The following is a 21,791-nucleotide window of genomic DNA, read 5'->3' as shown; positions in this document are numbered from 1 at the left end:
GTAGATTAATGAAAACATATCCAATTGCACTTGAGTTAACTGTTTGGTTTGATTTGGGATTGAATCAGTATGAGGTGTCGATCGATGAGGCCTCTAAGATATCGATCAAAAGAACGGATGATGTTTTGCATAGCAGGGAACTGTTGGCCACTGAGGTGCAGATGCTCATCGACGCCATTAATGCGATTAATGTCCCCGTGACTAGTGAGGTAAATAGCGATCCATCAAGCAAGCCCTCATCCAGCTATGAGCTCATTATTGAATCAGCGCATTTCTCCCTGGAGTTCAATTGGGAGAGTTTGGATGTTGAGGCTAGCAAGTCCAACACATTTGATTCTGTAGTGAAGTTGGCTAGCCTAGTGCAAAGCCTAGATTTAGATCATTAATTTTCCGCGGTCTTTGCGATAGCACTCGCTAGAGCCAGTATTCTTTTGGCATCTTGGATGTGAAGCTCCTCGATCAACTTGCCGTTGAGCACCGCAATACCTGCTCCCGATGCAATTGCAGCGTTATAGGCAGCAATTCTTTCTTGCGCTTCTGCGATTTCTTGTGGCGATGGACCAAAGATCTCATTGGCAGCTTTGATTTGATTGGGATGAATCAAGGTCTTGCCATCAAAGCCCGTATCTCTGCCTTGAATGCAGGATTGAATTAATCCAGCTTCATCATCCAAGGAAAGGTGAACGCCATCAAGTACGCACAGGCCATATGCTCTAGCGGCCAATACGGATAGAGAAAGTGCGGTTTGCGTTTCAATGCGATTGGGGGTGTGGCGCGCGTGTAAATCTTTTACAAGATCTGATGTACCCAGCACTAGTGCCTCCAGCATGGGGTGAGACTGAGCAATTTCAGATAAGCTAAAAATTGCCTTGGGCGTTTCAATCATGGCCCAGATTGTCATACTTGTGGGAGCGCCTAATTTATTCAGAAGGTTTGCTACTTCTTGCGCTTGCTCAGCAGACTCTACCTTTGGCAAAACAATGACATCCGCCTTGCTATTGGCAAATACCTTGAGCTCATCAAGCCCCCATGGGGTATTAAGGCCATTAATCCGAACAACAGCCTCTCGGTAGCCAAACCCAGATTCCAGTGCCTTGAGAATATTTTCCCTGGCGGCTGATTTTGCGTCTGGCGCGACGGCATCTTCTAAATCGAGAATCAGGGAATCTGCGGAAAGCGTTTTGGCTTTTTCCAGAGCGCGCGTATTGGCGCCAGGCATATACAAAACTGAACGGCGTGGTCTGTTGGTATTCGTCATTGTGAGTAAAAGTTACTGAGAGGGCTCATTTAATAAGTCCATGACAGGGTTAAAAGGTTGGCGAAACAATCCAGCTGAGTAACACGGGCTCATAGAAAGAGCTAGTAAATAACGCCAATTAAAGTCATTACCTACAGGCTAAAGCCTAAAGCATTTTGACGCCAAAACAAAAATCTTCTGAATTAATTAGATTTTAATCGAACACTTTTGCGAGTTTTTTCATAAAAGCTATTTGGTTTGCTTTTTATCCAGCCAATAATGAATTTTTGCATTTCGGGGTGCTCTTTTAGGATTGCGGCGTTATTAAACGTAACGGCCAGCTCCGTTTCTGTAAAAAGAGCATGAATTTGCTTATGACAGATGCGATGCAGAAATTCAGTGGTTTTACCGCCTTTAGATTTTGGAATAAGGTGGTGGGCATCTTTTTGTGACTTCGGTATCTCTCTATCGCAAATCGGGCAAATGTCAGGCCCCTCCCTGACGGCATGGGGTGATTGAAGAGAGAGAAGTTTTGAGCGAATTTTTCCGATCATTTGAGCGGCTGGGGCTGGGTAAATTGCGGTTCTGCCAGTTTAGTAAATAAGTCTTAAACTTGCACGATGCCTAAATTGTCCAGAGAGTCTCTATCCGAGTCCGACATCTCCCGCCTGATAGAAATGGCGTGGGAGGATCGCACCCCATTTGATGCGATTGAGAAGTCCTTTGGACTCTCAGAGTCAATGGTGATTGAGTTAATGCGCAAGGAGCTGAAGCGGGGGTCTTTTGAGCTCTGGCGCAAGCGGGTCACAGGCAGAGCCACAAAGCACATGGCATTACGCAGTGATGATGTCAATCGAGCCTACTGCCCAACACAATATAAAAATAAATGAGTTAAACAAGAAGACTCTTTTTGATTCTGGGAGATCAACTCGATCTACAGAGCGCTGCCCTAAAAGACTTTAATCCAAAGACAGACGAAGTGCTGATGGTTGAGTCGGCGAATGAAGCTAGTTATGTGGGGACCCACAAATCCAAGATTGCATTATTTTTATCGGCTATGCGACATTTTGCAAAGTCGCTAGAGGATCTGCAATATCCACTCACTTATATTAAAGAGTCGCCACTATCCATTATCGAAGTCTTAAAAGAGCAATTGCTCCAAAAAAAGATTACACATTTCGTCTGCGTAGAGCCGGGTGAGTGGCGCCTCAAAATTGCCCTTGAGGACTTGGCTAAAGAAAGCGGTCTTCAAATGGATATGCGCGATGACGATCATTTTTTCTGCTCGCACCAAGAGTTTGTGGCGTGGACAGAGGGTAAGAAGGAGCTTCGGCTAGAGTATTTTTATCGATTGATGCGCAAGACGCACGGAATTCTGATTGACGCAGACGGCAATCCTGAAGGCGGCCAATGGAATTTTGATCAAGATAATCGCAAGCCATATCCTAAAAGGGGTCCGGGCATTATTGATGCCCCTGCATCATTTGAGACCGATGCAATTACTCAAGAGGTGTTGGCGTATGTGCAGAAGGTCTACCCAGATCATCCTGGATCCTTGGAGCATTTCAATTGGCCGGTAAATAGGGAGCAAGCATTAGAGGCGCTGGGGTATTTCGTTGAGTACCGCCTCAGGAACTTCGGCGTCTACCAAGATGCGATGTGGACAGATACACCTTTTGGTTGGCACTCCATCCTATCTAGCTCGCTTAATCTGAAGCTGTTAAATCCACGCGAAGTCATTGATGCTGCATTGGCTGCTTGGAAAAAATATTCATTGGATTTATCGACGATCGAAGGATTTATTCGACAGATTCTGGGTTGGCGTGAGTTTGTACGAGGCATGTATTACTTAGATATGCCCAAGATGGCTCAGGACAATTATTACGAGCATCAACGCACTCTTCCGCAGTGGTATTGGACCGGTAAAACGCAGATGGCCTGCATGCAAGATGCTGTAGGTCAGACTCTGAAATACGGCTACGCACATCATATTCAACGCCTGATGGTGACCGGTAACTTTGCGCTCCTGGCAGAAATACTTCCTGCACAGGTTTGCGATTGGTATCTGGCGGTATATGTAGATGCCATTGAATGGGTGGAGCTCCCGAATACTGCCGGCATGGCCTTATTTGCTAATGGGGGTCGTTTCACCAGCAAGCCATATATCGCCAGTGGTGCATATATCAAACGCATGAGTAATTACTGTGATTCTTGCAAATATAAGCCAGATGTTCGCTTTGGGGAACAGGCATGTCCGGTTACTACCTTGTACTGGAATTTTTTAATCAAGCATCGTGAGCAATTTGAAGCTAGTCCACGCACCCGATTAATGACGGCCAATTTGAAGCGCATTAGTCCAGATGATCAAGCAGAGATACAGGTGCATGCCAATAAAATACTCGGTCACTTAGACGACCTTTAGGCTGAACTGATGAAATCCTCATTCAAGGGAAACAAGAGCTTCTTGCCCAGCAAGATTTGCGTAGTGTGCAAAAAAGAAATGGCCTGGAGAAAATCCTGGGCTAAGAACTGGGGAGAGGTGAAGTATTTGTTCTGACGCTTGTCGCAAGCAAAAGACTTCACAAGGCCAAAGCTAACTGGCGCTTTAAAGAAGAAATCTACCCGAGCAGATGCTGGCTTAATAGTGTGGTAGCGGGGGAGTGATTGATGCCCGCTTTGGTTGCTACTAGTAAGTTACGTTTTGCCCAAGGGTCTTCAAGTGGAATGGCTTTTAAGCCCAAGGCTTTGATTTGGGCAGCACCCCAACACCTAGGTTGACTGCAATCATTTGACACATCGCAGCGTAGCTGCGCACCTGGATACGCAATTTCATTTGCTTGCCTAGTTTCTCTGCACATCTGGAGGTGAGCTCAAGTAGCGAGCTGCCTCTATTGAGCCCTACGAAATCGTATTGAAGGCATTCTTCAAATGAGACACTTTTTCTTTTGTTTAAAGGATGCGTTTTACAGCAGGCGATAACAAGCTCATCATTGCCCATCACTTGGGTTTCTAGCCCTGAAGTGCTTGGGCCTTCAGCAAATACACCAATATCTGCAATGCCATCCATGAGTGCTTTGACAATGTCACCACTCAATTGCTCTTCTACTTCAACCTGAATTTCAGGATTCACTTTTAAAAAGCTTGCTAAAGCTGAGGGAAGAAACTCAGTCAGGGCTGACATATTCGCCCAAAGCCGGACACTCCCTTTTACACCTTTGGAGTATTCGCCCAATTCATTGCTGAGTTGCTCAAAGCCCTGAAACAACCTTAAGGCATGTTGCATGACCGCATGGCCAGCATGGGTGAGGGTTACCCCCTTAACAGAGCGGTCGAGCAAAGCCATGCCCACTTGTTTCTTCAAATTCCGAAATACGCCTACTGGCTGCAGAAAGGGCTAGATTGCATTCATTGGCACCCTTAGTAATGCTCCCGGATTGAACGATGGAGCAGAAAAGCTTAAGGGTAACAAAGTCAACTCTGGCGGGGTTTAGCGGGGATTTCATGGGGTCATTCTACCTATACCTTCGCAAAATGAGAAGGATGAGGCTAAAAATAGCAATTTTCAACATGTAGTTGGCAGGGTAACTTTGTATAAATGCATATTTCAGAGGAAATCATGGAGCCATTATCAAAGTTAAAAGTCATAGAAATGGGGCAACTCATTGCCGGGCCGTTTGCTGCAAAAACATTGGCTGATTTTGGTGCGGATGTTATTAAGATTGAGCCACCCAAAGTCGGTGATGCACTGCGTAAATGGCGCCTCTGTTTGGCGGCAAGTGCAGTCGAGAAATAAAAGATCTCTATCTCTGGATTTGAGGCAAGCTGAAGCACAAGACATCGTGAGAACTTTGGCGAAAGAAGCGGATGTCTTAATCGAAAACTTTCGTCCTGGAACATTAGAGGATTGGGGGCTTGATCCACAAGCGTTAATCAAGCTCAATCCAAAGTTGATTGTTTTACGTATTAGTGGATACGGTCAGACTGGTCCATATAGAGACAAACCTGGTTTCGGTGTAGTGGCTGAAGCTATGGGTGGTTTGCGCCATCTCACTGCAGAGCCTGGAAGAGTGCCCGTGCGTGTGGGTATTAGTATTGGTGATACCTTGGCATCTTTGCATGGCGTAATTGGAATTTTGTTGGCCTTGCAAGAACGTCATAGCAGCGGCAAAGGTCAGGTGATCGATATTGCGTTGTATGAAGCGGTCTTCAATTGCATGGAGAGTTTGCTGCCGGAGTACAGTGCGTTCGGTGAGGTGCGACAAGCGGCAGGCAGCGCTCTACCTGGTATTGCCCCAACTAATGCCTATCAATGCGCTGATGGTGGATATGTATTGGTTGCCGGCAATGGCGACAGCATTTTCAAGCGCCTGATGACGGCTATTGGGCGAGAAGACTTGGGTAGTGATCCGCAATTGGGAAACAACAATGATGGTCGCGTCAAACGCGTAGTCGAGCTTGATCATGCGATTGGCGAATGGGCAAAAACGGTTAGCACTGATAAAGCATTAGAAATTTTAGATTCTGTTGCGGTACCAGCAGGCCGCATCTATACCGTTGCCGATATCGCAAACGATCCGCACTATAAAGCTCGGGAAAATATTCAAACTATTCAAATGCATGATGGAACTAAGTTGGATGTACCGGGCGTGATTCCAAAGTTATCACGTACACCGGGATCGATAAAGACGCTGGCTCCGGATATTGGCGAAAACACCGATGAGATATTGAAAGGAATAGGCTTAAGTGATGCACAGGTCTCTTCCCTGAAAGAGCGCGGTATTGCATTTACAAAGTAACTCAATTGAAAAATACGAAAAATTAAGATAAAGAAAAAATTATGACCAGAATTTATTTCAATGATGTAGTAACGAGAGATGGCTTTCAGATTGAGCCTAATTTCATACCGACAGACGACAAGATCAAGTTGGTGGATGAGTTAAGCGCTTGTGGATTTGCAAAAATTGAGGTGACTTCGTTTACTTCGCCTAAATCTATCCCGATGCTGCGCGATGCCGAAGAGGTAATGGGTCGTATTCAGCGGGTTCCAGGTGTTGAGTACACCGTATTGGTTCCCAATCTGAGGGGGTGCTAAGCGCGCATTTGAATCCAAGGCCGACGAATTTAATCTAGTGATGTCTACCTCTGAGACTCATAACCTGGCCAACCTCAGAATGGGTAGAGAAAAGAGTTTTGCAGGGCTAGCGGAAGTTATTAAATTTGTTGATGGCAGAACACCAATCAATGTTTCGCTCTCCACTTGCTTTGGCTGCCCTATGGAGGGTGAGGTTCCGCAAGTAGTTGTCGAGGGATTTGCGCAGCGCTTCGCAGATCTTGGTATTCGAGGTCTAATTATATGCGACACCACTGGCATGGCCAATCCGGATCAAGTGAAAAAAATGTGTGACGCTTTGCAAAAACAATTTCCTAATCTCCAATTAACTCTGCACTTTCATAACACCAGGGGCACGGGTCTAGCCAATGTTCTAGCAGCAAGTCCAGTCGGGTATTATTGTGCGATTTGATGGATCTCTGGGTGGCTTAGGTGGCTGCCCTTATGCACCCGGAGCAAGCGGGAATATTTCAAGTGAAGATGCGATTCATATGCTTGATGCAATGGGCTATGACACTGGTATCAATATTCCTAGGTTATTAGCGCTCGCTAAAGAGTTACCTCAAATTGTGGGTCACCCTGTTCCAGGCCAGGTAGCAAAGGCAGGCAGCACATATACGCTGCATCCCGAACCAGATTACGTAGATGAACTTCGCCGCGCTCAATAAGAAGGGGAAATGAATATGATTGACCATTTAGATCATTTGGTGCTCACCACTGCAAAAGAAGCAGAGTGCGTGGATTTTTATACCCGCGTTCTTGGAATGAAGTTGGAATCTTTTATTGGTGGCACACCACCTGTTGAGCGCAAAGCGTTTAAGTTCGGCAACCAAAAGATCAACCTCTACATCAAAGGTAAGGAATTTGAGCCCAAGGCAGATACTCCGACCCCGGGATCGCTTGATCTCTGTTTTATTGCTGATCGACCTCTAGAAATGGTGATTGAAAAACTGGCCGCAGAATCCTGGCCGATTATTGAAGGTCCAGTAATTCGTACTGGTGCCACACAAAAAATTAACTCGATCTATGTAAGAGATCCAGATCAGAATTTAATTGAAATATCTGAACTCATTTAAATATTGGGTGTAGCCTACAAAATACTTACATGAGTTGCTTGGCTAGTAAAGTGTAAAGCGGTATACCTAGAATGATGTTGAAGGGGAAGGTGATTCCTAGAGACATCCCCATGTAGAGCGCTGGATTTACTTCGGGTAGCACGTGACGCAATGCTGCAGGAACGGCAATATAAGAGGCGCTCGATGCCAGTACCATTAGCAAAATAGTATTTCCGAGTGGCAATCCAATTAATTTGCAAAGCACCAAAGCAAGCAATGCATGAGAGAGGGGTGAGCCCAGCGCGTATAGCAAGGTGATAGCAGGTTTTCCCTTGAGACCCTTTAAATTTCTGGCGGCCATCAAACCCATGTCTAGCAGGAAGAACGCTAGCATGCCTTTAAACAGATCAATCGAGAATGGCGCCATCAATTTTTGTCCAGCATCACCGCTCACCAGGCCAACCACCATGGACCCTAGCAGTAATAATTGCGCACCATCGGTAAATGACTCATGCAGTATTTTTGAGATGCTTGTTGCTTGATGTGCCTTAGGGCTTGGTGATTGAGAGGACCGAGCTTTATTTGCTAAAACAATCGCAAGAATAATGGCGGGCGACTCCATGAGTGCCATGGCGGCGGCCATATGACCACCGTAGCTAATATCAAATTGATCTAAGTATTGGGTGGCCGTAATAAAAGTAACGGCACTGACAGATCCGTAAGTTGCAGCAATTGCGGCTGCATCAAAAGCATTTAAGCCTCTTCTGAGAATGAGGTAGCCAATGATTGGGATGATGATGGCTAGAAAAACTGCAAGACCCAATGAAAACGCAATCTCGCTTGTAAATCCAGACTTATGTAGCGCAAATCCACCCTTCAGTCCCAGCGCCATTAATAAATATAACGATAAGAATCTGGAGATTTGTGGTGGTATTTCTAGGTTGGACTTTACGCTCCCTGCAAACACCCCAAAGATGAAAAATAGAATGGCGGGGTCAAGGAAATTAGTCATGATTCCATTCTATGGATTTAACCCTTTTTAGTCTTACCTTCATAAAATCTAAGGCCCTTGCATTACTTTTTCTTAATAATTGCTTCAACGAGTGGGCGCTGAATTTTTTTCTCAGATCGAATTGCGTAAAAGTACTCGAAAATGTCATCGCACTTGCCAAGCAGGTGAATCTCGTAGGTTTCTTTCAAATCTTTTTCAATCAAGCTTCCAGCCGGAAATGCTCCTGGTCCGCTAGCAGCAAAGGTCTTTAGAAGGGCGCTATCTTCAAACTCGCCAACAATATTGGGGATGATATCGATTTTGACAAACCATTGATCGATTAGTGGGTGCACTGTGGAGTGTGATGTTGGTAGCAAAATCGGTAGATCACCAAGACACTCTGGAAAACTTTTTTGCTCATTTTTAAGAGCTGCTTTGGAATAAACCAGGCAATAGATGTCTTGGTGAGTTCTTCGCTATAAACGTTTAAATTCTTATTATTTGGAGCGGGGCGATCAGCCAAAATTAATATCTAGCCGATGCAGTGCTAAATCTGCCAGTAGATCTTCAAACTCACCTTCGTGGGCAATCAATTGAACATCTTTGTGTTTTAGGATAGGTTCTAGCAACTGTCGAGTCACTAGCTTGGGTAGGCCATCTGATACCCCAACAACAATTTTGGTTTTAGGGGAATGTGCCGCATCTCTCACGGCTTCCGGAAGTTTTTCGCCGATAGAGAAAATCTGATCTGCAATTTTCAAGGCGGCAAATTCAGATTCCGTGAGGGCGATACCGCGTCCAGCGGGCTTAAATAGTAAATATCCAAGAGATTTTTCAAGCTCGTGAACTTGCGAACTGATTGTCTGAATGGCCATGTCTAGACGCTCAGCTGCCTTAGACATACTGCCTTCTTTGGCTACTACCCAGAAGTAATAGAGGTGTCGATAGTTATATGTATTGGCCATATTCAGGTTTTTTCGAAATATATATATCTGCTTTTAGCTAAGCGCAAACCCCTCTACATTAACCCCATGAAAAGCCATGGCATTCATGTGCTTATGACATCGACATAGAGGTTATTCAATTGGAACTATTTAGCCCTGAATTTTTTTCGGCCTTGCTAGCAATTGTGGTGATTGACCTAGTTTTAGCTGGAGACAATGCAATTGTGATTGCAATGGCCGCTAGAAACCTTCCCGCACATCTCCAGAAAAAAGCCATTGTCTGGGGCGCTGTTGGTGCGATCGCAGTGCGAAGTGCAATGACGCTTGCAGTCGTGTATCCACTAAACATACCCAGTTTAATGTTGATCGGTGGTTTGCTCTTGGTTTGGATTGCTTACAAGTTGTTAAATCCTACAAAAGATGGAGATGGAGATGGAGAGCACGATCATGCCTCAACGAGTTTTTGGGGTGCAATGAAAACGATTGTGATTGCCGATGTAGTGATGGGTTTAGATAACGTATTGGCTGTTGCAGGTGCCTCTCATGGCAGCTACGTTTTAGTAGTGCTAGGTTTGTTAATTAGCATCCCGGTAGTTATTTGGGGCTCAACACAAATTCTCAAGTTAGTAGAGCGATTCCCGTCGATTACGTATTTAGGTGCCGGTGTCTTGGCATGGACTGCAGCCAAGATGATGATTGCTGAGCCCATCGTTCAAGATTTGCTTGGAAACCCTGTCCTGGAGTACGCAATTCAGGCGCTAGTCATCATTGGCGTCCTGGGCGCTGGGTTCATTAGGAGTAGATTGGCGCTCAAAGAACTCATTGCCCTGGCTGCAGTTGACACCGTTGTATCTGAAATGCTGCCTGAAAGGCAGTCTTATAACCTAGGAGATAAATCCATGAACAAAATACTTATCCCAGTTGATGATTCTAGTAATACTTTATTGGCTTTAAAGCATGCGGTGAACACTTACGGTAAAAATCCTGCAACTGAATTTCATATCTGCAATGTGCAGCCCGGAATGTATAGGCATATCAGCAAATTCATTAATAAAAATACTATTTATGAATGGCAGGCGGAGCGCGCAAAACTGGCTGCGAAGACTGCCGCAGATTTTCTGGAGAGAGCTGGCGTCAACTTTTCATTTAACTATGTTTGTGGCGATAAAGGGGAAGCGTTGCGTGATGAAGCCTCTCGTTTGGGATGCAGTCGCATTGTGATTGGGTCGGCCAAGAAAAATACGCTGATGAGATTATTTGAGAACTCAACAACCGCTAAATTGTTGGAGACCAGCAATATCCCAGTGGAGGTTGTGACTGGCAGGTCCGTATCCGCCATGGAGCGTTGGGGTATTCCTGCCATTGGAGCGGGTGCCGCAACTGCCCTGATGGCGGCAATCATTGATTAGTTTTCTGTTTTGCAGCACTCCTATTGACCCTCTTTTTGAGGGTCTTTTTTTTGCTTAATACTCAGTAAAAAGCAGAAATAATACCCATAAAATTCTGCTTTATTAAGAATATATTCAAGCCTATATTGAACCCATGATGTTTTTAAAGGAGAAAATCATGGATGTCATTCTTGAGTCAAAAGAGTTGCCTGAACCAGAGCTAAAAACATTTACTGAAAATAAGGTGAAATTTTCATTAAAACGCCTCATTTGGCTGGTTAGAAAAATTAAGGTGAGATATTCATCTGTATCCCAGTCAAATACCGCATGTAATCAAAATTGCATTATTGAGCTACAAACCTTTGATCATCAGACAATTGAGGTTAGCGTTACGGCTCGAGATAAGAAGGTGGCGTTAGAGATGGGCATGAAGAAGGTTTATAAACACGTGCAGAAAGTCTTTCATAAGGCTCAAAAATATGGACGTATGTCTAAAAATGTTTAAGTTTAAAAACTTATTCTTAAACTAAGTATGATCTAATTAGGTCAATATACGGGGAGTAGCCTGCCCAAAAATGGGTCTCATATGTCGACATTACGACTGAAAAGTCCGGTGTACGGGTAATTTTTAAGGCAAGACCATTTAATTGAATAAATAAATGGCCAATTTGAACCGCATATTCCACCCACCCTTTCTGGGCATCTTTTTGTGCTTAGGTGCCCTAATTTGGGGAGCGCTCAGACTTTCTAAGCTCTTGGCTGGGGATAATCAATATTTAAATACCATGAGAGTGGGGCGCATGTTTTTGTTTCGCTGGCTAATGATTGGCTCTATCGGCATAGTCCTTACTACGCATGCAGTAGCGCAAAATCAAAAGTCGTACACAGTAAATGATTTAATTTTTATTGCGCTCGAGTTAAGCCCTCAAGCGCTGGCTGCAAGAGATCAATCTAAAGCTGTCAAAGGTCAACTCTCTACTACGGGCCCTTTGACCGTTGGCAATGTTTCTTCTTGGTCGGTTACACAGCCATTGGATATGCCTTACACCCGTTTCCCCAAGAGTGAATGCTGCAGAGGCGAGTTTGCGCTCTGCAGAAGCAACGCGTCTAGCTTTTGAGATTGAAACTATTTCAAAAGTACAGCAGCGCTACTACGAGTTAATGCGTCGTAAGGCTGAGGAAAAGGCGGCAGAAGAAGACTTAAGTTTGACAAAACAAATTCGTGATCGCATGCAAGTTCGTTATGACGTTGGCGAGACGGCGCGCTTTGAATTGATTCGAGTGCAGACAGAGTTTTTGAATGCTCAAATTGCAGCTGAATCTAGCAAGTTAAGAGTAGAGCAGGCTCGCAGCGCTCTACGTCAGGTCGTTGGCCACGTATTGCCAGATAACTATGTGGTTGTTGTGGAGCAGCCCAAGATTGAAACCCTGCCCCCATTGACAACCTTATTGGCAGAAATTCAGTCGCAAAGCCCTGAGTTGCAAAAGGCAAAAGCTGATGTTGAGGCTAGCGAATCAAGATTAAGTTTCGAGAAAAACTCCCGTTTGCCACGCTTAGCGTTTAAGGCTTCGCAGTACAACGATCCAAACTTTACCGATCGGCTTTATGGTTTGCAGGTGAGTATTCCCATCTGGGACTTTAAGGGCGGTCAAGTAGCTGAAGCAGAAGCGAATGCATCGAAGGTCAGGAATCAGTTGAATGCGCAAAGTCAAAGCCTAGATCAGCAACTTGAAACCGCTTACAAACTCTACCAAATGGCCAGCTATCAGCTCAAAGTTTTAGATCAAGAAGTGGTGCAGCTTGCGGCAAGCGCACAAAGGATTGCGGAAGTTTCTTATCGTTATGGTGAGCGAGGCATGCTCGAGTATCTGGATGCTCAAAGAACATTTAGGGCTGCCAGAAACGATTTGATTCGAGCCAGATTTGATTTGGCTTCTGTGACTACGGAAATTCAGAGATTAAGAGCAAACCCAGATTGGCTTGTCAAGATAGAAAGTGGAAAGCAATGAAACCAGAAATTGCAAGCTTGATTGGAAAAGTGAGGGTATGGAAGACTTTCATTGTTAGAAAGGTGAAGGCCTATTCAAAGCAGTGGTTGGACCAGGTCATCCAAATTCAAAGTGATTGGTACTAAATCGCACATCAATGGATTGGTAGTCATGCACCATCGATTACAGGCCGTTATGACACTTCGCCGCATTGGCTTAAGAGGGGATTATTTTATTTACCCTGGGTATGCGCATTCATGATCACCTTGAATTACTTCAACGTATTTGATCGTAGCCCCGCCGTGAAATCGGTGCAAGATCCTAACGTGGTCGTAGTGAACGAGGACCTACATAAAATGATTGCTGATGGGAAGGCTCTGAATGCTCCATTTATAGAGGAGCTGCGCGCGTCTGGGCGCATCGACTTTAATGAGCTCTACCTTTCACGTATCGGCGCTAACGTTACTGGAAGGGAAGGGTATCTGAAATTTTGGCGGTTCCTGGACAGATGGTGAAGCAGGGGGATGTACTCGCAAAAATTACCTCAACTGAGTTAACTCAATCCCAGTTGACCTATTTAAAAGCTAAGAGTGCTAGTCAATTGGCCGATCAAGCCGCCAATCGCGCCAAAATTTTATTTAAAGAAGATGTTATTGCGCTTGCTGAGCTGCAAAGACGAGAAGCTGAGTCTAGCAGTGCTAAGGCAGAATTTCGTGCCGCCAATGATCAGTTGCGTGTGCAAGGGATGGATCAAGCTAGCATAGATCGCCTGGCTAAATCTGGTGTTATTGAATCCATCAATAATGTGATTGCTACGATTCCCGGTGAAATTGTTGAGCGTAAGATTAATAAAGGTCAGGTTGTGCAACCCGCAGATGCATTGTTTATTGTGGCTGACCTGAGTACTCTTTGGGCTATTTCTGAGGTGCCAGAAAGCAATGCTTACTTGATGCGTAAGGGGCAAAAAGCTTCCTTAATTATTCCTGCTTTGCGCAATCAGGAAATTGAAGGCACATGTGGCACATGTGGATTCAATTGTGAACCCCCAAACACGTACTGTGGTGGTGCGCATGGAATTGGCAAACAATGAAGGCCAAATTAAGCCTGGCATGCTGGCCACGATGCTGATCGAAAGCCAGCCAATTGAAAAGTTGGTCGTCCCTGTTGGCGCTGTTGTGCGTGAAGATAATCACGATCACGTATTTGTTCGCTTGGATGATGAGTTGTACCGCATGGTGCCAGTAAAGCTTGGGCCAGAGGGCAGAGGCTATCGCTCGGTTATCTCCGGCTTGAAAGAGGGCCAAGAAATAGCTGTCGAAGGTGCATATCATTTAAATACTGAGCGCAAACGTCAGCTAAGTGGCGGCTAAACATGATTGAAAGAATTGTCCGTTTATCACTACAGCAACGCTTATTGGTTGTTGTTATTGCATTATTAGTGGCAGGACTGCTGGCGACTAAGCGTTTATCGGTTGATGCCTTCCCTGATGTGACCAATGTGCAGGTGCAAGTGGCTGCCGAAGCTCCTGGTAAGTCACCGGAAGAGGTTGAGCGTTTTGTCACCATCCCAATTGAATTGGGAATGACGGGGCTGCCTGGTTTAACGGAGATGCGTTCTTTAAACCGCAATGGAATTTCAGTGATTACTTTGGTGTTTACTGAAAAAACCGACATTTATTTTGCGCGGCAACTGGTTACTGAGAGATTGATTGAGGTTGCCTCAAAAATGCCAGTCGGCATTACGCCAGTATTGGCGCCCCCATCTACTGGACTTGGGGAGGTCTACCAGTACACCTTAGATCATCCATCCGATCGCCATCGGGAGCTGACGGTTGATGAGCTTTCAGATCGTCACGCTGTGCAGGACTGGATTGTTCGGCCGATGCTGCGTTCTATTCCTGGGGTGGCAGAGATTAATACTCAGGGTGGTTATGCAAGGGAGTATCAGGTCTTAGTAAATCCTGAGCGTTTGCGTCACTACCAAGTAAGCTTGCATGAAGTCTATCAAGCGCTTGCTCGCAATAATGCGAACTCAGGTGGCGGTCAGTTACCTAGCTATGCAGAGCGTTACTTGATTCGTGGCCTTGGCTTGATTACTAAGCCTGAAGATATTGGCAAGATCATCCTCAAAGAAGTCAAAGGCATTCCGGTCTATGTCAAGAACGTAGCAGAAGTCACGATTGGTAGTGAAATCCGCCAGGGCGCAGCTATAAAAAATGGTTACACAGAGAGTGTTGCTGGCATTGTGCAAATGATCCGAGGGGGTAATGCGCGTGAAGTAGTTAATCGCATTAAGCTCAAAGTAGAAGAGATTAACGAAGGGAAGTTGCTGCCTGACGGTCTACAGATTGTGCCTTTTTACGACCGCACAGATTTAGTGAATGCAGCCATGTTCAACGTGGCGAAGGTATTGGTCGAGGGCGTCATACTGGTCATTATTTTGCTCTTCCTCTTCTTGGGTGATGTTCGTTCCTCGCTTATCGTGGTGGCAACGCTGTTGCTTACACCACTCTTAACTTTCCTGGTGATGAATCGCTATGGCATTTCAGCGAACCTAATGTCATTAGGAGGCCTTGCGATCGCGATTGGCATCATGGTAGATGGCTCTGTCGTGGTGGTAGAGAACACCTTTGCCAAGTTGGGCGAGCGACTTAAATCTGGGGAGTCTAAAAACAGGATCATCTTAGAGGCGGCATCGGAAGTTGGTAAGCCTGTGTTATTTGGTGTAGGCATCATCATCTTAGTATTTATGCCTTTACTCTCATTGGAGGGTATGGAGGGCAAGATGTTTGCTCCGATGGCAATTACGATTGCAATTGCGTTAACCATCTCCTTAATTCTGTCCTTTACCTTATCACCTGTGCTCTGCTCTTATATCTTGAAGGACGGTGGTGAAGATGACGCCAAAGTTGTTAAGAAAATGCGCGCTCCTTATGAGCGTTGGCTGCATTGGAGCCTGGCCAATCCTAAGTTGGTTGTAAAGCGTTCGTTAATCGCTTTAGGCATTAGCTTGGTGGGATTTGTTTTGCTAGGCAAGGCGTTTATTCCAGTGATGCAAGAAGGCTCAATTACTCCTGTTATTGTTCGGGCACCAAACATCTCCTTAGATGAGTCTATTAAATTGGAGTTTGAGGCCATTAAGCGCATCATGACCATTCCTGGTGTTGAGATGGCAGTCTCCCGTTTGGGTAAGGGTGAGTCACCAGCTGATCCTGGTCAGCCCAATGAGTCTGACCCCATTGTTACTCTTAAGCCTTTGGGTGATAGGAAACTAAGTCAAGAAGAAATCGCACAGCAAATTCGTGAAAAGCTTAAAACTCTTCCTGGAATTGAGCTGGCGATTTCACAGCCAATTGCAGCCAGAGTAGATGAGATGGTTTCTGGTGTGCGGTCACAAGTAGCCGTCAAAATATTTGGCGATGACTTGGTAATGCTGCAGAAGTTAGGCTCACAAATTGGGCAAATTCTGACCAAGATGAAGGGTAGCAATGACTTGCGCATTGAGCAGGCATCTGGCCAGAACTATCTCAATATCAAAATTGATCGTGATGCGATTGCGCGTTACGGAATCAATGTTTCTGACGTCAATGAAGTAATTGAAACAGCCATTGGTGGTAAGCAGGCAAGCACAGTTTACGTTTACGAAGGCGAAAGGCACTTTCCTTTGGTATTGCGTTATCCAGCTTCCTATAGAAACAAAATCGATGCTATTGAGAACATCGTGCTGCACTCTCCCGACGGCGCTCAGGTTCTGATGCGTGACTTAGCGGAGATCTCTTTAATCGAAGGCCCTGCGCAAATTTCACGCGAGTCTGGAAGACGTCGCCTGGTAGTTGGCGTTAACGTTGAAGGGCGTGACTTGGGTGGATTTGTTAAGGAAGCTCAAGAACTCATTGCAAAAAAATATAGAGTTACCTCAGGGCTATACATTGCAATGGGGCGGCCAATTTGAAAATATGCAAAGAGCGATGGCTCGTCTTATGATCATTATTCCGCTGACCATCTTGGCAATTTTCTTCTTGCTCTTTAAATCTATTAGGTTGGCTGGCTTAATTATTTTGGTGCTGCCATTCGCCTCAATTGGCGGTGTATTCGGTTTATTTATTACTGGCGAATATCTCTCCGTTCCTGCAGCGGTTGGATTTATTAACCTATGGGGAATCGCTGTATTAAATGGCGTTGTGCTGATTTCATTTATCAAGCAATTACGCGAAGATGGCTACAGCATGGACGATGCCTTCTTCATGGGTGTGGACATCGCTTTAGACCGGTCATGATGACTGCCTCGGTGGCTATGTTGGCTTTAGTTCCAATGTTGTTCTCAGGCGGCCCTGGATCAGAGGTTACCCGTCCATTGGCAGCTGTAGTGATTGCTGGCTTAATCACATCTACAGCATTAACGTTATTAGTGTTACCTGTTTTATATAGATGGTTTGAAGATAAAGAGGTGGAAGCATGATGGAAGTCAAAGCAGTAATACGCCCAAATAAACTAGCTGCATTGCGAACAGCTCTTTTGGGTACACCAGGATTTCCTGGGATGACTGTTTCAAAGGTTGAGGGCTGCAGCGCATCTTCAAAGACGAATAAAACAACTATCAAAGATGAATTAACCGACTACTCTGCAAAGGTGCGCGTAGAAATAGTCTGTAATGTAGAAATTGCCCCAGTTTTGATGGATAGAATTGTTTCGGTTTGCCAAACTGGCCAAATGGGTGATGGGGTGGTGCACACCAGTACCTAAAGCATTTTTCATCGCCAAATCTTCGGGATAAGTTATTGGGAAAGATGGATTTGAAGAAAAGCCACCCTCGGGTGGCTTTTTCATAAACGGCGTCTTAATAAGCGAATTGAATGGTGTAGTATTTTGCAATACAAAAAACAAGGCCATTAAATGACATTAGCCCTTCCTCCCAAACCCCAAAGCTTGCGTGAGTATGTCGAGGCTTACCTCAAGCAGGCGATCGTAGGCGGTAAATACAAGCCTGGGGATAGGCTGATTGAGCGTGAAATCTGCGAGCTTTTAGGTGTTAGTCGTCCACCAGTAAGGGAGGCGTTACGCCAACTTGAGGCGGATAAATTAATTACCCATGAACTTCATCGTGGCCCAGTGATCGCCTCGGTATCTTGCGAGGAAGCAAGTGAGCTCTATGCGTTTCGTGCTCTGCTCGAGAGTTTTGCGGTGGCTGAGTTTTCTCGTCTTGCATCGGATGCACAAATTAAGGAATTGGGCCTCGCAATTAAAAAGTTAAATGAAGCGGCTAAAAAAGTAGACAAACAGCCTTTGCTCGAAGCCAAATCTCTGGTGTACAAAATCATATTGGATGGTTGCGGCAATCAGTTAGTCAGCGAGAGTTTGAATAAACTTTTGGATAGAGTGAATATTCTTCGTGGAACATCATTGCTGCAGCCAGATCGCTTTAGCTCCTTGCCTACTGTGCCAACGTTCAGTCAATCGGGCATTCCTGGCTTTCAGTTATCAGTGTGGCATGGCCCATATGCGCCAAAAGATACTCCTAAGCCAGTGATTGATCGATTTGCAAAGGCGCTCAATATTGCACTAAAGGACCCTGTTTTGGTTTCGCGCTTTACTGAAATGGATGCAGCGGTGGCAATACCCGCCATGGCTAATCCTGCTGCACTCTCAAAATTCTTGGCTGCTGATATCGAAAGATGGAAAACAGCCATGAAAAATGCTGGTGTTAAGCCGCAATAATCATAACTAACTATATAAATGAAAAACTCAGAATCAATGGTATCCAAGACTTTTGCAGTCATTAATCCTGCAACTGGAGAAGTGCTGGAGCATGTTCTCAACATGGGTGCCGTTGAAACGGAGTTTGCCATTGATAAGGCAAATGCAGCATTGCCAGCATGGCGTGCAAAGACAGGAAAAGAGCGCGCCATTATTTTGCGACGTTGGTTTGAGTTAATGCGCAAGAATTCGGACTATTTAGCAGAATTAATGTGCAAAGAGCAAGGCAAGCCTCTGCCTGAAGCGAAAGGTGAGCTGTCTTACGCAGCATCTTTCCTTGAATGGTTTGGTGAAGAGGCTAAACGTGTTACTGGCGCAATCCCAAGCTCCACTTGGGGTGACAAGCGGATGATGGTGCTCAAGCAGCCCATTGGTGTATGTGCCTCAATTACTCCGTGGAACTTTCCGTTAGCAATGATTACCCGCAAGGTTGCACCCGCTATTGCAGCGGGTTGCACGATTGTGATTAAACCTGCAGAGCAAACCCCACTCTCCGCCTTAGCCTTGGCTAAGTTGGCCCAAGAAGCAGGAGTTCCGGATGGCGTAATCAATATTATTACTGCGGATTCTGTAAATTCAATCGAGGTGGGCAAGGTGATCTGTGACTCCCCAGTCGTAAGACACCTCTCATTTACAGGGTCTACCCCTGTGGGAAAAATTCTCATGCGACAGTCTGCCTCTACAGTCAAGAAACTTGGCTTGGAATTAGGTGGGCATGCGCCATTCATCGTGTTTGAGGATGCGGATCTAGACGCAGCTGTTGAGGGTGCGATGCAATCAAAGTATCGCAATGCTGGGCAAACTTGCGTATGTTCAAATCGCTTTTATGTTCATGAAACTTTTTACGATCAATTTGTTCAAAAGCTAGGTAAGGCTAGTAGCGAGCTTATCGTTGGGAATGGCATGTCAGATGGCGTGCATCAAGGGCCATTAATTGACGAAGATGCCGTGCAAAAAGTTGAATCTCATATTGCCGATGCCGTGAAGCATGGCGCAAAAGTCATTTCTGGAGGCAAGCGCCACCAGTTGGGAGGATTATTTTTTGAGCCAACGGTTTTGGCTGACGTTACAGAGAAGATGCTGATTATGCGGGAGGAGACATTTGGCCCGGTAGTGGCGATCACGCGATTTAAGACGGAAGCGGAAGTTATTGCTGCAGCAAACAATAGCGAGTTTGGTTTGGCTTCGTATTTCTATAGTCGCGATATCGGCCGAATCTGGCGTGTTGCTGAGGCGCTCGAGTACGGTATGGTTGGTGTTAATAGCGGTGTCATCTCAAATGAGGTTGCACCATTTGGCGGAGTTAAGCAATCAGGCTCAGGTCGCGAGGGTAGTTCTTGGGGTATGGATGAATATCTTGAGATGAAATACGTTTGTATTGGATTGTAAGTAAGTAGTCTCTATTAGCGGATGTATTTAAAGGTTCCAACACCAGTAGCTAGCAGCGTTGAAGAGTCTAACCACACCTCGCCCCGTGCAAAATAAATACCGCGTCCTTTGCGTTCAATAAAGCCCTTGGCTGTGAGCGCCTTGCCTTCAGCAGAATTTAGAAAATTGGTGGTGATTGAGAGGGTGACATTTTTCAGTGCTGGCTCTCCAGGCGCTACATATAGACCCGCATAGCCCAATACGGCATCCAATAAGGTGCACATCACTCCACCCTGAATTCTGCCGATTCGATTTTGCAGGTTTGGAGCAATCTCTAGTTGCATCTCCGCATAATCAGGTCGCCATTCCGTAAGGGTGACGCCAAGGGATTCAAGAAAAGGGTTATCGATTTGATGCATATTGGATTTACTTAATGTGACGATTGTTAACCGACCAATTTTACATTTGATTTCCTGAATGCTGATGCTTAAATTGAAAAGCGAAAGGAAGTGCGACCAATATTTTTAGCTTAATTGGGCTTATAAAGGGGTGACGCGATGGGACTCTATTTTGAAGTCACAAATTTTCGATCAAAGCCTTCCCTAGCTTTTGTATAGCCGGTGGGTCGGGCAATATTGAATTCGAACTCGCAACCAGTGGATTTAAAAGTCCGCAGCCCTCTCTGATGCCGAGCAATTTTTATCTATCTACTGGACGTTAATTCAATGCTGATTTTTCCTCTTAAGGTGATAAGATCCTTCAGAGTTTCACGCTTATGAAAATGATCGTGCTCATGATCAATCTCTTGCAGCAAAAATTGATGTAGCGGTGCATGATTGGAGAGATCAAGCTTTAGTGCAAACGCGAGTCGATCGATTTCTTGATTGAGTTGATGGACCACGGATTCAAACTCATTGTCTAGATACGGCCTATCCATGTGACTCGCGTAATTACAGTAGTTGATCGATTCTTTTAACCAGGATTTTCTCAATGGTTATATAAATGAAAGTTATATTTCATTATATCTAGAAGACTTAGATGAGCTCCGGATTTGGTCTTATTTTCGTCTTATTTGCCGCTTATAATCTCTTATAACTGTAGTGCAAGATTGGTTAGGGAGGGCATCTCTATATGGGCCTTTGCTTCATGTTACTTTTAGATATGCAGATTGAAGAATGAACCAAATGTTTAGTTTAAGCGGGAAAAAAGGCCTCATTCTTGGGGTGGCAAATGATCAAAGTATCGCCTGGGGATGTGCGCTTATGGCTAAGCAGATGGGTGCGGAGATTATTGTTACCTGTCAAAATGAAAAGGCAAGGCAGTATGTTGAGCCTCTCACCAATGCTGAGAGGATTGGGCTAGAGGTCTGTAATGCGGAAGATGTCGGCGCATTAGAGGCTTTAGTGAATAGTGCGGTCAACAAGTTGGACCATTTTGATTTTGTAATTCACTCTATTGCATGGGCACCGTTAGAGGATCTTCACGGGCGTGTAATCGATAGCTCTAGCATTGGGTTTTCTAGGACTATGGAAGTTTCCTGCCATTCCTTTGCCACGCTTGCGAAGTTATGCGCCCCACATATGCCTTCAGGTGGCGCTCTATTAACGATGAGTTATTTGGGTGCTGATGAAGCAGTTCCTCATTACGGTTTGATGGGCCCAGTAAAGGCGGCGCTAGAATCTTTGGTTCGATACATGGCTGTCGAATTGGGGGGTAAAAAAATTCGAGTTCATGCCGTTTCACCTGGCCCCATACTAACGCGCGCAGCTTCAGGCATTGATCACTTTGATGAGCTCATGCAAACTGCAGTCAACCAATCTCCGCTGGGAAGGTCGGTTCGACTTGAGGAAATTGCTAGTCTATCCATGTTTTTATGCTCCGATGGAGCATCAGGAATGACCGGTCAAACCATCTATGTAGATGGTGGTTGCCATGCTATTGCTTAAAGGAAATGC

At 45.2% G+C, this 21,791-nt stretch carries 25 protein-coding genes and 6 pseudogenes; 22 read left to right on the top strand and 9 right to left on the bottom strand.

Annotation, left to right across the window (positions count from 1 at the left end; genetic code table 11):
- Window positions 1–8: 8 nt before the first annotated feature.
- A complete protein-coding gene (locus DXE27_RS00875; RefSeq protein ID WP_128112535.1) occupies window positions 9–386 on the top strand; it encodes a hypothetical protein in 378 nt (125 codons plus the stop codon).
- Here the strand turns inward: DXE27_RS00875 and DXE27_RS00870 are convergent.
- Window positions 383–1,258 carry an HpcH/HpaI aldolase/citrate lyase family protein gene (locus tag DXE27_RS00870; protein WP_128112534.1) on the bottom strand — a complete coding sequence of 292 codons (876 nt, stop codon included), beginning with the start codon at window positions 1,256–1,258 and terminating at the stop codon, window positions 383–385. The genes DXE27_RS00875 and DXE27_RS00870 overlap by 4 nt on opposite strands.
- A gap of 182 nt (window positions 1,259–1,440) precedes the next feature.
- Window positions 1,441–1,791, bottom strand: coding sequence for an HNH endonuclease (locus DXE27_RS00865; RefSeq protein ID WP_128112533.1), 351 nt, complete (start codon window positions 1,789–1,791; stop codon window positions 1,441–1,443).
- 66 nt (window positions 1,792–1,857) lie between these two features.
- On the opposite strand from DXE27_RS00865, the gene DXE27_RS00860 reads away from it, so the two are divergent.
- The 3 genes from DXE27_RS00860 to DXE27_RS00850 are packed head-to-tail and all read left to right on the top strand — an operon-like array spanning window position 1,858 to window position 3,794.
- Window positions 1,858–2,127 (top strand): TIGR03643 family protein, encoded by a 270-nt coding sequence (locus DXE27_RS00860; protein WP_128112532.1) that lies wholly within the window; start codon window positions 1,858–1,860, stop codon window positions 2,125–2,127.
- Window positions 2,128–2,147: 20 nt separating this feature from the next.
- Window positions 2,148–3,659 (top strand): cryptochrome/photolyase family protein, encoded by a 1,512-nt coding sequence (locus DXE27_RS00855; RefSeq protein ID WP_172457094.1) that lies wholly within the window; start codon window positions 2,148–2,150, stop codon window positions 3,657–3,659.
- A gap of 9 nt (window positions 3,660–3,668) precedes the next feature.
- Window positions 3,669–3,794 (top strand): DUF2256 domain-containing protein, encoded by a 126-nt coding sequence (locus tag DXE27_RS00850; RefSeq protein ID WP_331852050.1) that lies wholly within the window; start codon window positions 3,669–3,671, stop codon window positions 3,792–3,794.
- Between the two features lie 174 nt (window positions 3,795–3,968).
- Here DXE27_RS00850 and DXE27_RS00845 read toward each other — a convergent pair whose 3' ends face one another.
- Both DXE27_RS00845 and DXE27_RS10215 read right to left on the bottom strand, forming a co-directional pair.
- Entirely contained in the window at window positions 3,969–4,598 is a 630-nt protein-coding gene (locus DXE27_RS00845) for a LysR substrate-binding domain-containing protein (protein ID WP_331852049.1), read from the bottom strand.
- Window positions 4,555–4,740: a helix-turn-helix domain-containing protein gene (locus DXE27_RS10215; protein WP_331852048.1), complete on the bottom strand. Its 186-nt coding sequence runs from the start codon at window positions 4,738–4,740 to the stop codon at window positions 4,555–4,557. Before DXE27_RS10215 ends, DXE27_RS00845 begins: the two co-directional genes overlap by 44 nt.
- 113 nt (window positions 4,741–4,853) lie before the next feature.
- Between DXE27_RS10215 and DXE27_RS00840 the strand changes: the two are divergent.
- From DXE27_RS00840 to DXE27_RS00830, 3 genes and pseudogenes are all read left to right on the top strand, one after another.
- A pseudogene (locus DXE27_RS00840) lies at window positions 4,854–6,033 on the top strand (CaiB/BaiF CoA transferase family protein).
- Between the two features lie 41 nt (window positions 6,034–6,074).
- A pseudogene (locus DXE27_RS00835) lies at window positions 6,075–7,015 on the top strand (hydroxymethylglutaryl-CoA lyase).
- Between the two features lie 15 nt (window positions 7,016–7,030).
- Complete coding sequence (locus tag DXE27_RS00830) at window positions 7,031–7,423, top strand: VOC family protein (RefSeq protein ID WP_128113669.1); 393 nt, start codon at window positions 7,031–7,033, stop codon at window positions 7,421–7,423.
- A 25-nt stretch (window positions 7,424–7,448) separates the two neighbouring features.
- Here DXE27_RS00830 and DXE27_RS00825 read toward each other — a convergent pair whose 3' ends face one another.
- The 3 genes from DXE27_RS00825 to DXE27_RS10205 form a co-directional block, all read right to left on the bottom strand.
- On the bottom strand, window positions 7,449–8,414 hold the full coding sequence (locus DXE27_RS00825) for a sodium-dependent bicarbonate transport family permease (RefSeq protein ID WP_128112531.1): 966 nt from the start codon (window positions 8,412–8,414) through the stop codon (window positions 7,449–7,451).
- Window positions 8,415–8,476: 62 nt separating this feature from the next.
- A complete protein-coding gene (locus DXE27_RS10210; RefSeq protein WP_331852047.1) occupies window positions 8,477–8,746 on the bottom strand; it encodes a type 2 periplasmic-binding domain-containing protein in 270 nt (89 codons plus the stop codon).
- A gap of 162 nt (window positions 8,747–8,908) precedes the next feature.
- The gene (locus tag DXE27_RS10205) at window positions 8,909–9,358 is read right to left on the bottom strand and encodes a LysR family transcriptional regulator (RefSeq protein ID WP_331852046.1); all 450 of its coding nucleotides are present in this window, start codon (window positions 9,356–9,358) and stop codon (window positions 8,909–8,911) included.
- A gap of 113 nt (window positions 9,359–9,471) precedes the next feature.
- On the opposite strand from DXE27_RS10205, the pseudogene DXE27_RS08905 reads away from it, so the two are divergent.
- From DXE27_RS08905 to DXE27_RS00775, 14 genes and pseudogenes are all read left to right on the top strand, one after another.
- Window positions 9,472–10,131, top strand: a pseudogene (locus DXE27_RS08905) (TerC family protein); the annotation flags it as partial.
- 63 nt (window positions 10,132–10,194) lie between these two features.
- Window positions 10,195–10,746 carry a universal stress protein gene (locus DXE27_RS09480; protein ID WP_331852071.1) on the top strand — a complete coding sequence of 184 codons (552 nt, stop codon included), beginning with the start codon at window positions 10,195–10,197 and terminating at the stop codon, window positions 10,744–10,746.
- Between the two features lie 157 nt (window positions 10,747–10,903).
- Complete coding sequence (locus DXE27_RS00810; RefSeq protein WP_128112529.1) at window positions 10,904–11,230, top strand: hypothetical protein; 327 nt, start codon at window positions 10,904–10,906, stop codon at window positions 11,228–11,230.
- A 295-nt stretch (window positions 11,231–11,525) separates the two neighbouring features.
- The gene (locus tag DXE27_RS08900) at window positions 11,526–11,843 is read left to right on the top strand and encodes a hypothetical protein (protein ID WP_172457093.1); all 318 of its coding nucleotides are present in this window, start codon (window positions 11,526–11,528) and stop codon (window positions 11,841–11,843) included.
- Window positions 11,788–12,735: a TolC family protein gene (locus DXE27_RS00805; protein ID WP_172457092.1), complete on the top strand. Its 948-nt coding sequence runs from the start codon at window positions 11,788–11,790 to the stop codon at window positions 12,733–12,735. The genes DXE27_RS08900 and DXE27_RS00805 overlap by 56 nt, the downstream gene beginning before the upstream one ends.
- Complete coding sequence (locus tag DXE27_RS09940; RefSeq protein WP_269459782.1) at window positions 12,732–12,860, top strand: hypothetical protein; 129 nt, start codon at window positions 12,732–12,734, stop codon at window positions 12,858–12,860. Before DXE27_RS00805 ends, DXE27_RS09940 begins: the two co-directional genes overlap by 4 nt.
- Before the next feature lie 335 nt (window positions 12,861–13,195).
- Window positions 13,196–13,717 (top strand): annotated as a pseudogene (locus DXE27_RS00800) (efflux RND transporter periplasmic adaptor subunit); the annotation flags it as partial.
- Window positions 13,718–13,730: 13 nt separating this feature from the next.
- Window positions 13,731–13,784: pseudogene (locus tag DXE27_RS10345) on the top strand (hypothetical protein); the annotation flags it as partial.
- On the top strand, window positions 13,785–14,084 hold the full coding sequence (locus DXE27_RS00795) for an efflux RND transporter periplasmic adaptor subunit (RefSeq protein WP_172457091.1): 300 nt from the start codon (window positions 13,785–13,787) through the stop codon (window positions 14,082–14,084). It abuts the pseudogene before it with no gap.
- Between the two features lie 2 nt (window positions 14,085–14,086).
- Entirely contained in the window at window positions 14,087–16,666 is a 2,580-nt protein-coding gene (locus tag DXE27_RS00790) for an efflux RND transporter permease subunit (RefSeq protein ID WP_269459781.1), read from the top strand.
- Between the two features lie 4 nt (window positions 16,667–16,670).
- A pseudogene (locus tag DXE27_RS10340) lies at window positions 16,671–17,173 on the top strand (efflux RND transporter permease subunit).
- Entirely contained in the window at window positions 17,170–17,457 is a 288-nt protein-coding gene (locus tag DXE27_RS00785) for a P-II family nitrogen regulator (RefSeq protein ID WP_197712271.1), read from the top strand. The pseudogene DXE27_RS10340 and the gene DXE27_RS00785 overlap by 4 nt, the downstream one beginning before the upstream one ends.
- A 150-nt stretch (window positions 17,458–17,607) precedes the next feature.
- Window positions 17,608–18,429 (top strand): tripartite tricarboxylate transporter substrate-binding protein, encoded by an 822-nt coding sequence (locus DXE27_RS00780; RefSeq protein ID WP_128112525.1) that lies wholly within the window; start codon window positions 17,608–17,610, stop codon window positions 18,427–18,429.
- An 18-nt stretch (window positions 18,430–18,447) separates the two neighbouring features.
- A complete protein-coding gene (locus tag DXE27_RS00775) occupies window positions 18,448–19,857 on the top strand; it encodes an NAD-dependent succinate-semialdehyde dehydrogenase (RefSeq protein WP_128112524.1) in 1,410 nt (469 codons plus the stop codon).
- A gap of 14 nt (window positions 19,858–19,871) precedes the next feature.
- Here the strand turns inward: DXE27_RS00775 and DXE27_RS00770 are convergent, their stop codons facing one another.
- Window positions 19,872–20,255, bottom strand: coding sequence for a PaaI family thioesterase (locus DXE27_RS00770; RefSeq protein WP_128112523.1), 384 nt, complete (start codon window positions 20,253–20,255; stop codon window positions 19,872–19,874).
- Between the two features lie 284 nt (window positions 20,256–20,539).
- The gene (locus DXE27_RS00765; RefSeq protein WP_128112522.1) at window positions 20,540–20,773 is read right to left on the bottom strand and encodes a hypothetical protein; all 234 of its coding nucleotides are present in this window, start codon (window positions 20,771–20,773) and stop codon (window positions 20,540–20,542) included.
- Window positions 20,774–21,020: 247 nt separating this feature from the next.
- On the opposite strand from DXE27_RS00765, the gene fabI reads away from it, so the two are divergent.
- The gene (gene fabI / locus DXE27_RS00760; protein ID WP_197712270.1) at window positions 21,021–21,782 is read left to right on the top strand and encodes an enoyl-ACP reductase FabI; all 762 of its coding nucleotides are present in this window, start codon (window positions 21,021–21,023) and stop codon (window positions 21,780–21,782) included.
- Window positions 21,783–21,791 lie beyond the last annotated feature (9 nt).

The organism is Polynucleobacter necessarius (assembly GCF_900096755.1).
GTDB lineage: Bacteria > Pseudomonadota > Gammaproteobacteria > Burkholderiales > Burkholderiaceae > Polynucleobacter > Polynucleobacter necessarius_K.
Note: the sequence above shows the minus strand (reverse complement) of the source record. Positions and strands in the feature narration are given on the sequence as shown.

What these genes read in the sequence shown, in the direction of transcription:
- DXE27_RS00865 (WP_128112533.1), bottom strand. Translation starts at nt 1,791, where the DNA reads ATGATCGGAAAAATTCGCTCAAAACTTCTCTCTCTTCAATCACCCCAT.
- DXE27_RS08900 (WP_172457093.1), top strand. Translation starts at nt 11,526, where the DNA reads ATGTTTTTGTTTCGCTGGCTAATGATTGGCTCTATCGGCATAGTCCTT.
- DXE27_RS10215 (WP_331852048.1), bottom strand. Translation starts at nt 4,740, where the DNA reads ATGAAATCCCCGCTAAACCCCGCCAGAGTTGACTTTGTTACCCTTAAG.
- DXE27_RS00875 (WP_128112535.1), top strand. Translation starts at nt 9, where the DNA reads ATGAAAACATATCCAATTGCACTTGAGTTAACTGTTTGGTTTGATTTG.
- DXE27_RS00795 (WP_172457091.1), top strand. Translation starts at nt 13,785, where the DNA reads ATGGAATTGGCAAACAATGAAGGCCAAATTAAGCCTGGCATGCTGGCC.
- DXE27_RS00790 (WP_269459781.1), top strand. Translation starts at nt 14,087, where the DNA reads ATGATTGAAAGAATTGTCCGTTTATCACTACAGCAACGCTTATTGGTT.
- DXE27_RS00825 (WP_128112531.1), bottom strand. Translation starts at nt 8,414, where the DNA reads ATGACTAATTTCCTTGACCCCGCCATTCTATTTTTCATCTTTGGGGTG.
- DXE27_RS00770 (WP_128112523.1), bottom strand. Translation starts at nt 20,255, where the DNA reads ATGCATCAAATCGATAACCCTTTTCTTGAATCCCTTGGCGTCACCCTT.
- DXE27_RS00775 (WP_128112524.1), top strand. Translation starts at nt 18,448, where the DNA reads ATGAAAAACTCAGAATCAATGGTATCCAAGACTTTTGCAGTCATTAAT.
- DXE27_RS00780 (WP_128112525.1), top strand. Translation starts at nt 17,608, where the DNA reads ATGACATTAGCCCTTCCTCCCAAACCCCAAAGCTTGCGTGAGTATGTC.
- DXE27_RS00765 (WP_128112522.1), bottom strand. Translation starts at nt 20,773, where the DNA reads ATGGATAGGCCGTATCTAGACAATGAGTTTGAATCCGTGGTCCATCAA.
- fabI (WP_197712270.1), top strand. Translation starts at nt 21,021, where the DNA reads ATGTTTAGTTTAAGCGGGAAAAAAGGCCTCATTCTTGGGGTGGCAAAT.
- DXE27_RS09480 (WP_331852071.1), top strand. Translation starts at nt 10,195, where the DNA reads ATGCTGCCTGAAAGGCAGTCTTATAACCTAGGAGATAAATCCATGAAC.
- DXE27_RS00850 (WP_331852050.1), top strand. Translation starts at nt 3,669, where the DNA reads ATGAAATCCTCATTCAAGGGAAACAAGAGCTTCTTGCCCAGCAAGATT.
- DXE27_RS09940 (WP_269459782.1), top strand. Translation starts at nt 12,732, where the DNA reads ATGAAACCAGAAATTGCAAGCTTGATTGGAAAAGTGAGGGTATGGAAG.
- DXE27_RS00785 (WP_197712271.1), top strand. Translation starts at nt 17,170, where the DNA reads ATGATGGAAGTCAAAGCAGTAATACGCCCAAATAAACTAGCTGCATTG.
- DXE27_RS00860 (WP_128112532.1), top strand. Translation starts at nt 1,858, where the DNA reads ATGCCTAAATTGTCCAGAGAGTCTCTATCCGAGTCCGACATCTCCCGC.
- DXE27_RS10205 (WP_331852046.1), bottom strand. Translation starts at nt 9,358, where the DNA reads ATGGCCAATACATATAACTATCGACACCTCTATTACTTCTGGGTAGTA.
- DXE27_RS00810 (WP_128112529.1), top strand. Translation starts at nt 10,904, where the DNA reads ATGGATGTCATTCTTGAGTCAAAAGAGTTGCCTGAACCAGAGCTAAAA.
- DXE27_RS00830 (WP_128113669.1), top strand. Translation starts at nt 7,031, where the DNA reads ATGATTGACCATTTAGATCATTTGGTGCTCACCACTGCAAAAGAAGCA.
- DXE27_RS00870 (WP_128112534.1), bottom strand. Translation starts at nt 1,258, where the DNA reads ATGACGAATACCAACAGACCACGCCGTTCAGTTTTGTATATGCCTGGC.